Raw genomic sequence first — 11,584 nt, 5'->3', positions numbered from 1 at the left:
AGGCCGCCGCCTTTTTTTGAGAGTCCCTTCATCGCAAGATGAGGGGACTTTTTTTTGTTCTATATCCAACACATGGCACGCCGCTGGCGTGATCAGTTCCAGTATCCGTTCCTGCTTCGCTACGCTTGCAGTAACGGGCTGTCATTGAATGCACGCCATTTGCGTGATCAGTTCCAGCATCCGTTCCTGCTTTGCTACGCTTGCAGTAACGGGCTGTCATTGAATAGGCCGCCGCCTTTTTTTGAAGTCCCTTCATCGCAAGATGAGGGGACTTTTTTTTTGTACTATATCCAAAATATGGCACGGCGCTGGCGTGATCGGTTCCCGTAGCCGTTCGTACTGCGCAGCGTTTGTATCCCGAGAGGGTCATTAATTGATACATTAAGCAATCGGTACATTGATAAATTGAACTATTGATACATTTCCAAATCGACCCATCTTCAAATCATCAAATCATTCAGTTTCCAAATCACACAATTAATACATTGCTACATTAATTTATTGGTACATTGTTGCATTAATTCATTGGTACATTTCCTTTATCGAGTGCACATTAAATACTTATAGCAGTAAATTCCCTACTTCCAACCAATTGTCGGCACGTTCATATCCTTTGGTGTGTATATTGTGAGGAGAGGTAAACAATATTTTCCTTCCCTGGAAATGCTCTAGATTGTAGCTGCGATCATCTATCAAAATATCTCCATTTAGAATATGCTTGCTACCACAGAGGATTCTATTTCTCCAATGTATAAAAGGGAAATGTTCATCCAACCAATCGCTTTTCTCCCTTAATGAATTGGGATATTCCATAGCGGCTGAGGCTACGTAAAGATCATATTTCAAAGAGAGTTCCTTTAAAACCTCTTTGCTGTCCTTGATGGGCTCCAGTGTTCTGAAGAAACCATCTGTTCTAGCATGGCTTCTTACGCTAAGTTGTCGTTCTTCGGGAACACTTTGCCAAACCTCCCGGCCCATACAGTCCAATTCGGTAAGGTTTTCATTAAATTCCGCATTGTAAAGTGTTATGTGTGCGTTATACGCATCAGCGAACACTTCGTCCATATCTACAAATAAGGTCATTGAATTAGTTTTTAAATACGAAAATAACCATTTTCCTTGGAAGACCGGAACGATTATGATTGGGTTATAATAGGATAAAGATTAGGAAGGGATTAATTAACGCTGGGGTACATTTATACTGAACGTCAGATTTATTTAGCAAAAAAAAGGTGCTGTAGGGCTTATAGTATTAAAGGACGGTAAAAATTAATCTTGCTTGTTATCCTTGTTGAAGAGGGCATCCATAATTAATTTCATACTATAAAAGCCAAGGCTAATAGCGGCAATGGCTAGAATAAGACCAACAATCAAGACTGGCCAATATAATGGGTGACCTTGATTTTTAAAGGCCTGATATATTACTATGGGGGCAGTGAACATTAGGGCAATGGTATAGGCAATATATTTTAATCCTTTTAATAATAGGGCTTTATTTGTTCTCATAATTTTAATCTTGGACAGGCTTAATTATATAGATTATTTTTTTATTATAAGGGTATCCGAAAACGTCTGGCATATGGCAAAATAACCCAATGCAAAATTGTTTTTACTGGTATTGTCATTGTTACCTGTATTAGTCACATTAATAATATTCCCCTTAACTGTAGTGGCAGGAGTACTAAAGGGGCCGTTATCCGCTCCACTTTGTTGAATCAATTGGTTCATATAATTAAAAAAGTCCTGATCTATGCCTAAAATACTAATTGTTACCAATCTGTCATCTTCCAATTCACTTTCGTAAAAAAACGAAAATTGAAATCGCTTTCCCTGATAAAATTCATCTTCGCTCACCAAATACTCGCCGAAATCAAAATCGAACAAATAGTAATCATCCCGTTCCCCATTATCTGTGAAGGTAATAATTACTTCCGTTTCATCGTCTCCAAACAAAGTAGTTGTTCCCTGTTCCAAGGAGTCCAAGGGAACGGCAGGAACGTATTTGGTTGTGGCCAAATAGGTTTGGCCACCGTATTGAATATTAAGTTCCAATTCCCCTTGGGTCAATTCCTGCAAATCCCATTCATTTTCATAAACACCGGTATCAGGAATGGATTCTTCCAAAGTTAAAATAGCACCGGATTCCGTATTTGTGAGGGTGATTTCCTGTAGTTGGGCGGGCATTACCTCATCAAAGAATGAACTTGTTAGACTGGCCCTTATTTGGACCAATACGGATGGGTTGTCCATATCTTCCAACCTGATCAAGGCATCAATAACTAATCTAGGTTCTTCTGTAGGAAGGTCTACTTCAATTACATCCTGACACCCAAAGGTGATAAAACACGAGATTAAAACTATAATGTTCTTCATTTCTTTAGAATTTGATGTTATAGGTGGCGGCGGGTACCAAACCAAAAATTGAGGTCCGGACTGCTTCATTCACCCCTGTGTCCCCATTTCGACTGAAACCGATAGAGGCGGCATTTCTTCTGTTGTATAGGTTGTAAATACTAAAAACCCATTCCGATTTTAATTTCCTGTCCTTGTTTTTTCGGGGGGTAAGTGTGGCCGAAAAATCAATTCTGTGATATGCAGGCAGTCGTTGTTTGTTTCTAAGGCCGTAATAAGGAACTGCTAAATTTTGAAATTCGAATTGGCCTATGGGATAATTGGTAGGTTGCCCGGTCTGGAAAACAAAATTGCTGTTAAAGCTCCACTTTTCATTTAGTTCGTAATTTACATAGAGGGAAACATCATGGGTCTTGTCATAGGGAGTGTTGTACCAATTTCCTGAATTAATACCTGTTTCCGAAGCATTACGCCCAGGGGTCCTTTGCTCCGATTTGGACAGGGTGTAGGCCAGCCAACCTTCAAATCTATCCCTGTTTTTTCTCAAAAGCAGCTCAAATCCATAAGCCCTTGCCTCTCCGTTCAGGATTACCTGCTCTATGGCATCATTGGCAATTAAATTGGCACCGTCTATATAGTCTATTCTATTTTGGATATCCTTATAAAAAACTTCGGTTTCCAAGGAATAATCTCCGTCCTTCAGATTTTTGAAATATCCCAATGCATACTGGTCCAATAATTGCGGTTTTATAAAGGGTCCGCTTGGGGTCCAAACATCGAGTGGAGTAGGGGAACTGGTATTGGAAAGCAGGTGAAGATATTGTGTTAATCTTGTATAACTAGCTTTTATGGAATTGTCGGGATTAATCGTATAGGCTAATGCCAAACGGGGCTCCAAATTGGTAAAGGTCGCTAATTTCTCACTGCGTTTCGGATATATAACACTTACTGGATCCGCTTCTTTATATATTTGTAGTAAGGGGTCAAAATAAACTGGATTGTCATTTTCATAAACATTTAGTTCATCCTGTCCGAAGCGTATGAAGTTACTGAGACGTAATCCGTACTGTAAACTTAATTTATCAGTAATATCCTGTTCAATATCTACATATAAAGCAAATTCATTGGCATATTTTTGGATCAATTGATTTTCAATTATTCCCGATTCCGAATCACTGGGTTCTATCTTGCCAGGATTAAAGCGATAATATATGTTATTGATACCATAGTTTACCTGAAAATTATTGCTCAAATAATGTTTGAAATCGTATTTCAGATTAAAATTTTGAATTCCCGAATTCCATTTAAAACCAACAAAATCCAGTTTTAAACCGTAGTAATAGTCAGAATATATCAAAGACAAATTAGAGAATAGTTTGTCCGAGAATAAATGGTTCCACCTAAAATTAAGTACAGCATTGCCATAGGTATTCACAAAGCTGTCACTTATGCTATAGACATCCCTGCCAAAATATCCAGATAAATAAATATTGTTGCGCTCATTTAACTTGAAGTTTAATTTCGTATTTAAATCGTAGAAATAGGCTGTGTTATCTATATCGAAAAGCGGAAGGAATAAATGGGCGTAAGATGCCCTGCCACCGATAAGAAATGCGGCTTTGTCCCTAATTATGGGTCCCTCTACCAAGAGCCTGCTGGCCACTGCACCAATGCCACCGTTAACTTTTACTTCTTTGCTGTTCCCTTCTTTTTGAAAAATCTCCAATACCGAAGAAAGCCTACCTCCGTAACGGGAAGGGATACCTCCTTTGAATAATTTTACATCCTTTATGGCATCTGGGTTAAAAACGGAGAAGAAGCCAAATAAGTGGGAGGAATTGAAAATAGTGGCCTCGTCCAACAGAATAAGGTTTTGGTCTACGGCACCTCCCCTTACATTGAATCCTGATGCCCCTTCGCCAGCGTTGCTAACTCCAGGTAAAAGGAGTATGGATTTTATAATATCGGCCTCTCCTAGAATTACCGGTATTTTTTTTATGGTTTCTACAGAAAGGGAGTTAACGCTCATCTGTGGTTTTCGGATATTTAATTTTTCAATATCCTCTGTAACCACTACCTCTTCCAATTGTTCTGCAACTTCAAGCAACTGGAAATTTATTTTTTGATCGAAGGACAGATCAATAGTTTGGTTAATATCTTGGTATCCCAAAGAGCTTATTTGGAGCTCATAGCTTCCTTTTGGTAGTGTAATGGAATAGAAACCGTATTCATTGGTAATAACGCCTGTGCTTAAAGATGGCACAGCAACTGTGACACCTATCAGAGTCTCGTTACTTGCTATTTCGGTTATTGTACCACTAAGGGTGAAGCGTTCTTGAGAAAATAGATTTAAAGAAAATAGTATTAGTAAATAAAACGGCAAACATGTAATTTTTCCCATTTATAGCATTTTTATCTAAATGTATAGATATTTTCCTTGAGGAAAAAAAAGTTTGCCATCTCTTAAAGCAAAATGACCTTTCCAACATGTGAAAAGGTCATTTTAAATATGAAAAAAAATCGTTTAAATAGATTCCAAAATGGAATTGAATGTAGTACTTGGTCTCATGGCTTTACTTATCAAATTTGGGTCCGGTAAATAATAACCTCCAATATTGATAGCGGCACCTTGAGCATCGTTCAACTGTTTCAAAATCTCGTCCTTGCTTTTGGAAAGTTTTTCGGCAATAGGAGTGAAAACGGTTTTAAGTTCCTGGTCCTTATTTTGTTCCGCCAAAGCATTGGCCCAATACAGTGCTAGGTAAAAATGGCTTCCTCTATTGTCCAACTCGCCAACTTTTCTTGAAGGGGATTTGTCGTTTTCCAAAAATTGTTCGGTAGCCTTATCCAAAGCATCTGCAAGGATTATAGCTTGATTATTGTTGTTTTTTTCACCAAAAAACTCCAAAGATACTCCAAGGGCCAAGAATTCTCCCAAAGAGTCCCATCTTAAGTGGCCTTCGGATAAAAACTGTTCTACGTGTTTTGGGGCGGAGCCACCTGCACCGGTTTCAAAAAGTCCACCACCGTTCATAAGGGGAACAATGGATAACATTTTTGCACTGGTACCAACTTCCAGAATAGGAAAAAGATCCGTTAAATAATCTCTTAGGACATTGCCGGATACGGATATGGTATCCTTTCCATCTTTAAGTCTTTGCAATGTAAACACCGTGGCTTTTTCCGGAGACATTATCCTTATGTCCAATCCCGAAGTATCATGATCGGCCAAATAAGTATTTACTTTTTTAATCAATTCAAAATCATGGGCCCTGTTCTCATCCAACCAAAATATGGCAGGGATATTGGTAGCCCTAGCTCTGGATACGGCAAGTTTAACCCAGTCTTGGATAGGAGCATCCTTTGCCTGGCACATTCTCCAAATATCGCCTTCCTCTACATTGTGCTCAATTAGAACATTGCCGGTATTGGTATCCACTACAGAAACCTTACCATTGGCCTTAATTTCAAAAGTTTTGTCATGGGATCCGTATTCTTCGGCTTTTTGGGCCATTAATCCTATATTGGGTACTGTCCCCATGGTTGTAGGGTCAAAGGCGCCATGTTTTTTGCAGAAGTTGATAGTCTCGGTATAAATTCCGGCATAACTACTATCCGGGATTACTGCCTTGGTATCCTGAGCTTTTCCATTGGAATCCCACATTTTACCGGAATTACGAATCATGGCCGGCATGGAGGCATCAATAATGATATCACTTGGCACATGTAAGTTGGTAATCCCCTTATCTGAATTTACCATGGCCAAGGCAGGACCTTGATTAATAGTATTTTCGATATCCGATTCTATTTGTTTTCTTTCAGAATCGGGAAGACTCTTTATTTTTTTAAGTAAAATCTCAAGACCATCATTGGCATTGACATCAATTTTCTTAAATGTAGCGCTGTGCTTTTTAAAAACATCGGCAAAGAATACCTTAACTACATGACCAAAAATAACGGGGTCAGAAACCTTCATCATGGTAGCTTTCAAGTGCACGGAAAACAAAACGCCCTTCTCTTTGGCGTCTTTAACCTGCTCTTGTAGGAATTTTATTAGCGCATTTTTACTCAATACGGTGGCATCTATTATTTCGCCTTCCAGAAGTTTAATACTTTCCTTTAGTAAAGTCTTGGTGCCATCTGTTTGTGTGAGTTCTATTTTTATGGAAGTAGCTTTGTCAAGGGTAACAGATTTCTCGTTGGATTTAAAATCGCCATGTGACATGGTGGCCACATGCGTTTTGGAATCTGCGCTCCAGGCACCCATGGAATGAGGATGCTTCTTGGCGTAATTTTTAACCGCCCTTGGGGCTCTACGATCCGAGTTGCCTTCCCGTAAAACAGGATTAACAGCGCTTCCCTTTATTTTGTCATACCTGGACTTAACATCTTTCTCAACATCATTTTTTGGGTTATCCGGATAGTTTGGAATGCTATATCCCTTACTTTGTAATTCTGCTATGGCCTCGTTCAATTGAGGAGCGGATGCACTTACATTTGGAAGTTTTATAATGTTGGTTTCAGGCATTTTGGCCAAATTTCCCAATTCTACCAAATCGTCTGAAATCTGCTGTTCCTTTTCTAAATAATCTGGAAATACAGCAATTATTCTACCGGCCAGGGAAATATCCTTAAGTTGGACATCTATTCCGGCTGTCTTTGTAAATGCCTTAATAATAGGTAGAAATGATTGTGTTGCTAATGCAGGGGCTTCGTCTGTTTTGGTATATAAAATTTTTGGCATTATAATTTAGTTTTTTAAGTTTAAGCGGAGCAAATATACAATTTTAAAAATGCCAAATAAACTGGGAAGGACTATAAAATTAACTAAATGTAAACTCGGAAAGTAGGGGGGGTAATATTCTTTATATTGAAGTTGATATTATATCAAAAATAAAAGCCATATCATTGTATAACTACCTTGATATGGCTTTCTAGAAATAGTTTACAAACTTGTTGTTTTGTCTTTTTTACAAAACGGCAACCATTGATTGCATTTGCGTCGCTATTTCAACGTTTGAAACATTTTATCCTTAATAATACAACCAAGAGACAAAGATGTTTCTCCTCAATGTTTAAATATTTGGTATTCTTAATGTACAACCTAGATCTTACATTAATAATATCACAATATTCACAAATCTATCAACTTACACAAGCAAGTCAATAGCTAGAATGCAATCTATAATGTAAAACACTACAGAAGGACAAATAACAATGAGATAAAGAACGTAAACTTTATGTGACATTCATTAATCCGTGTAACGAATTACCAGCCACATATTAAAAGTAGGGAATTTTTATTCAATAAACAAATTTTGTAACAATTTTATTATCAACATATTATGAACTATTGTTTTGAACAAATGTTCATAAATGAAAAAGCATCCTTACGATGGTAAGGATGCTTTTGAATAAATTCTATAAGCTTATTAAGAGCGAACCTCTTTAATTCTAGCTTTTTTACCGGTAAGACCTCTAAAGTAGAAAATACGTGATCTTCTAACCTTACCTTTTTTATTGACTTCTATTTTTTGTAAAGCAGGCATATTTATTGGGAATATACGCTCTACACCTACAGTACCTGACATTTTACGGATTGTAAATGTTTCGGTAGCTCCGGTTCCCCTTCTTTGAATAACAACACCTTTAAAAAACTGTGTTCTTGTTTTTTCACCTTCCTTAATTTCATAGTACACGGTAATAGTGTCCCCAGCTGAAAATTTTGGAAAATCTTTTTTAGGAATAAATTCGTTTTCTACAAATTTTAATAACTCTTCCATCGTTTTTAATTATTATTTACTTAAGCCAACTTTCACGATTATCGTCAGAGGTTGATTTAATGGAGTGCAAAATTAATCTAATATTTATAACTTACAAGTGATTGAGCGTTTTTTATCGTTAATCCGCTTCAAAAAAATCATCCTAATTAAAGTTTTTCTTTTATTTGAAATCAATGGGAATTCCACACATTGAAGGAACCTTAAATTTTTCCCGTAGAAGGTCCCGAAAAAAAAGTGGTATCAAGGCTAGTCCTTAAGTAGGTCCGGACGCAGCTGCTCAGTTCTCTTATACGCTTCGTCTTCTCGCCAGGTTTCTATTTTCGGAAAATTTCCGCTCAACAGAATATCGGGTACTTTATGGCCTTTGTATTCAGCTGGCCTAGTGTATACTGGGGGTGCAAGCAAGTTATCCTGAAATGTGTCTGTAAGTGCAGAGGTTTCGTTGTTCAATACACCCGGTATTAGTCTAATAACGGTATCACATAGCACGGCAGCACCCAATTCGCCCCCGGACAAGACATAATCACCTATAGATATTTCCTTGGTAACAAATACGTCCCTGACCCGTTGGTCCACACCCTTGTAGTGGCCACATAGAATAATTACATTATTTAATAAAGACAGGCCATTGGCCATTTTCTGATTCAAAGTCTTTCCGTCCGGGGTCATATAGATGACTTCATCATACTCCCGTTGACTTTTTAAGGTTGAAATACATTTGTCAATGGGCTCTATCATCAAGACCATTCCTGCGCCGCCCCCAAACTGATAATCATCTACCTGATTGTAACTTTTATCCGTATAATCCCTTAGGTTATGCATGTGGACTTCAACAATCCCTTTGTCTATAGCTCGTTTTAAAATGGAAGCTTCAAAGGGACTTTTAAGTATTTCGGGAACTACTGTAATTATATCTATACGCATGGGAAAATCAATAACAATTAATGTTTTTTACAGGGCGGGCTCAAAAGTAGTAAAAATAGACGCAATCCTTCGCGCTATTTTGTTTTTGCCAAACACAATTAACTCAAGAGCTAAAAGAAAAAGCCCCTAAAAAGGAGCTTTTAAAATTCCAAAGTCAAAAATCCATAAGGTTTCCCTTAAATTATTTGGATTTTTTATGCTTATTGATCTCGTCCTGGAGCTGTCTACTAATTTTCTGTTCCCTTTCCAATGCCCTTCTTCTGTGGTCCTCGTATTCGGTTTCCACTTCCGCAAGCGTCGATTTGGCTTCCTGGGTAAGAATATTGCTATTTCTGAATTTATAGATAAAAAATAATAAAAACAGTAATAGGCCAGCTATTATGGTCCAAAGAATAAAATTGTAAGTGCTTTTGGCCACCAGAATACCTAGGAAAGACATGCTATCCTTCTCCTCGGTAACCTCGGAAAGATTATTGGTAGTCTCTTCCAATGTTTTGTTCAGGGATTCAATTGTTTCTACATGACCGGCAATGGTGCCGTTTAGTTCATTGACCTTTTTATTGAAGGCATTAATGGAATCCAATACATTTTGTCTCAGTTTTCCCAAGTTAAACTCCTTTACCACCTCGTATCTTACCCCATCGGCTCTGTAATTGCCAGATTTTTTGGAGATATATTCGAATTGGGAGCTAATAGGACCTTGGTCCAAGGAAAGTTTATCGTCCTCCTCGGATTCCTGTGCAAAGTGTAGGTTAAATGACAATAGAGCCATTACGATAAAGAGTAATTTCGAAATTTTCATTTATGTAATTCTTATTGTTAATAATGATTTAGAGAGGGCTAAAATACTTTAATATTCCCAATTATTAAAAAAAGGGATAAGACGTACCTTAACTAAATAGAATAACCCACAATTTTCTATATTATTATATATTGATAAAATTTTAATAATAGGTGTACCTACGAACCTTCGCAATGTATTTGGCAAGGCGAATTACTTGGTGGGAATATCCAAATTCATTATCATACCAAATATAGAGCACAAGATTCTTTCCATCTTCCGATACTATGGTTGCCGTACTGTCATAAATTGCAGGCGCAGAAGTCCCAACTATGTCCGTTGATACCAATTCATTGCTCAAGGAATACTTTATTTGTTCCACCAAATCGCCTTCCAATGCATATTTCTTAATAATGGTGTTCAATGCCGCCTTTGAAGTTTTGTTGTTGATCTCCAGGTTTAATATCGCCAAAGAGCCGTTAGGTACCGGTACCCTAATGGCATTCGATGTTAACCTGCCAATGAGTTGTGGTAGGGCTTTGGCCACTGCTTTTCCGGCCCCTGTTTCCGTAATTACCATATTTAGTGCCGCAGCCCTGCCGCGTCTGTATTTACCGTGCATGTTATCTACCAAATTTTGATCGTTGGTATAGGCGTGAATAGTTTCAATATGTCCTTTTTTTATTCCCAAAGAATCATCCACCACTTTCAGTATTGGAGTTATAGCATTGGTCGTGCAAGAGGCGGCAGAAAATATTTTAATGCTGTCCGGATCAAATTCCAAATGGTTGACTCCATGAACTATATTGGGAATCTCTTTGCCAGGTGCAGTAAGTAGCACTTGACTGCTCCCTTGGGACCTCAAGTGCCTACTTAGGGCTTCTTTGTCCCTGAAGGCTCCAGTGTTGTCTATTATCAGTGCGTTGGCAATCCCGTATTGGGTATAGTCGATGTCCTCCGGACTATCTGCCTCAATAATATGAACAGTGGTGCCATTAATGGACATAGCTTTGTTTTTAAAGTCGATATCCACTGTCCCCATAAATTGCCCGTGCACGGAATCTGTACGTAATAAATTGGCTCTCTTTTCCAAAATTTCCGGCGTTATGGGCCCTCGGGTAACTATTGCCCTTAATCTCAACTGATTTCCTTTGCCAGTTTTAGCCATTAATTCCCTGGCCAATAATCTGCCTATTCGTCCAAAACCATATAACACCACATCTTTGGGTATTATTTCATTCATGGAATTGGCGCTTTTAAGCTTGTCCAAGACAAACGCTTTTACATTGCCGTAATTATTGTCATTGGAATGATATTCATAGGTGAGTTTTCCAATATCCAATTTAGAAGGAGGTAATTGTATATCGTTTATAGTTCGCAAAATTTCGACCGAATCGAAAATTGATATCGGTTTTTGAACAAATTCGCCTGCATATTCATGTAGGTTTATAATGTCGCTAACGTTCTTGTCTATTACCTGATTTTTAAAAAGAACAATTTCTATGGATTTGTCGTACCATAAATCACTTGCAATTTTAATGAACTCGGTGGTGGCCTTCCTTCTGTCTGCTTGAAAGGCCAATTCCTTTTCATAAAGCTTAATAGCGCTCATAGGTTGATGTTGATTTGTTGGATTTTTGGCAAAATTATAGATTTCAAACGTTTTCGTAAAAAATAAGGCATAAAAAAAGCGCTCCGATCGGAGCGCTTTTTTTATGCTTTGACTGTCCCGTCCTAAAATAAG

Annotated in this window: 9 protein-coding genes; all 9 read right to left on the bottom strand. The window is 37.9% G+C overall.

What is annotated here, in order from left to right; all coding sequences use genetic code 11:
• Positions 1–561 precede the first annotated feature (561 nt).
• Positions 562–1,083, bottom strand: coding sequence for a 5' nucleotidase, NT5C type (locus tag KO529_RS15435; protein WP_215948763.1), 522 nt, complete (start codon positions 1,081–1,083; stop codon positions 562–564).
• Positions 1,084–1,269: 186 nt separating this feature from the next.
• On the bottom strand, positions 1,270–1,506 hold the full coding sequence (locus KO529_RS15430) for a DUF6095 family protein (protein ID WP_215948762.1): 237 nt from the start codon (positions 1,504–1,506) through the stop codon (positions 1,270–1,272).
• 33 nt (positions 1,507–1,539) lie between these two features.
• Positions 1,540–2,373, bottom strand: coding sequence for a DUF4249 family protein (locus tag KO529_RS15425; RefSeq protein ID WP_215948761.1), 834 nt, complete (start codon positions 2,371–2,373; stop codon positions 1,540–1,542).
• Positions 2,374–2,377: 4 nt separating this feature from the next.
• Entirely contained in the window at positions 2,378–4,753 is a 2,376-nt protein-coding gene (locus tag KO529_RS15420; protein ID WP_215948760.1) for a TonB-dependent receptor, read from the bottom strand.
• 123 nt (positions 4,754–4,876) lie between these two features.
• Positions 4,877–7,096 (bottom strand): NADP-dependent isocitrate dehydrogenase, encoded by a 2,220-nt coding sequence (locus tag KO529_RS15415; RefSeq protein WP_215948759.1) that lies wholly within the window; start codon positions 7,094–7,096, stop codon positions 4,877–4,879.
• A 688-nt stretch (positions 7,097–7,784) separates the two neighbouring features.
• A complete protein-coding gene (gene rplS, locus KO529_RS15410) occupies positions 7,785–8,135 on the bottom strand; it encodes a 50S ribosomal protein L19 (protein ID WP_103440983.1) in 351 nt (116 codons plus the stop codon).
• Between the two features lie 246 nt (positions 8,136–8,381).
• A complete protein-coding gene (trmD, locus tag KO529_RS15405; protein ID WP_215948758.1) occupies positions 8,382–9,059 on the bottom strand; it encodes a tRNA (guanosine(37)-N1)-methyltransferase TrmD in 678 nt (225 codons plus the stop codon).
• Between the two features lie 181 nt (positions 9,060–9,240).
• Positions 9,241–9,861: a tRNA (guanine-N1)-methyltransferase gene (locus tag KO529_RS15400; protein WP_215948757.1), complete on the bottom strand. Its 621-nt coding sequence runs from the start codon at positions 9,859–9,861 to the stop codon at positions 9,241–9,243.
• Positions 9,862–10,003: 142 nt separating this feature from the next.
• A complete protein-coding gene (locus KO529_RS15395; RefSeq protein WP_215948764.1) occupies positions 10,004–11,452 on the bottom strand; it encodes a glyceraldehyde-3-phosphate dehydrogenase in 1,449 nt (482 codons plus the stop codon).
• Positions 11,453–11,584: the final 132 nt, after the last annotated feature.

Source organism: Arenibacter algicola (assembly GCF_018860365.1).
Classification (GTDB): Bacteria; Bacteroidota; Bacteroidia; order Flavobacteriales; family Flavobacteriaceae; genus Arenibacter; species Arenibacter algicola_B.
Note: the sequence above shows the minus strand (reverse complement) of the source record. Positions and strands in the feature narration are given on the sequence as shown.

What these genes read in the sequence shown, in the direction of transcription:
- KO529_RS15435 (WP_215948763.1), bottom strand. Translation starts at nt 1,083, where the DNA reads ATGACCTTATTTGTAGATATGGACGAAGTGTTCGCTGATGCGTATAAC.
- KO529_RS15430 (WP_215948762.1), bottom strand. Translation starts at nt 1,506, where the DNA reads ATGAGAACAAATAAAGCCCTATTATTAAAAGGATTAAAATATATTGCC.
- rplS (WP_103440983.1), bottom strand. Translation starts at nt 8,135, where the DNA reads ATGGAAGAGTTATTAAAATTTGTAGAAAACGAATTTATTCCTAAAAAA.
- KO529_RS15425 (WP_215948761.1), bottom strand. Translation starts at nt 2,373, where the DNA reads ATGAAGAACATTATAGTTTTAATCTCGTGTTTTATCACCTTTGGGTGT.
- trmD (WP_215948758.1), bottom strand. Translation starts at nt 9,059, where the DNA reads ATGCGTATAGATATAATTACAGTAGTTCCCGAAATACTTAAAAGTCCC.
- KO529_RS15415 (WP_215948759.1), bottom strand. Translation starts at nt 7,096, where the DNA reads ATGCCAAAAATTTTATATACCAAAACAGACGAAGCCCCTGCATTAGCA.
- KO529_RS15420 (WP_215948760.1), bottom strand. Translation starts at nt 4,753, where the DNA reads ATGGGAAAAATTACATGTTTGCCGTTTTATTTACTAATACTATTTTCT.
- KO529_RS15395 (WP_215948764.1), bottom strand. Translation starts at nt 11,452, where the DNA reads ATGAGCGCTATTAAGCTTTATGAAAAGGAATTGGCCTTTCAAGCAGAC.
- KO529_RS15400 (WP_215948757.1), bottom strand. Translation starts at nt 9,861, where the DNA reads ATGAAAATTTCGAAATTACTCTTTATCGTAATGGCTCTATTGTCATTT.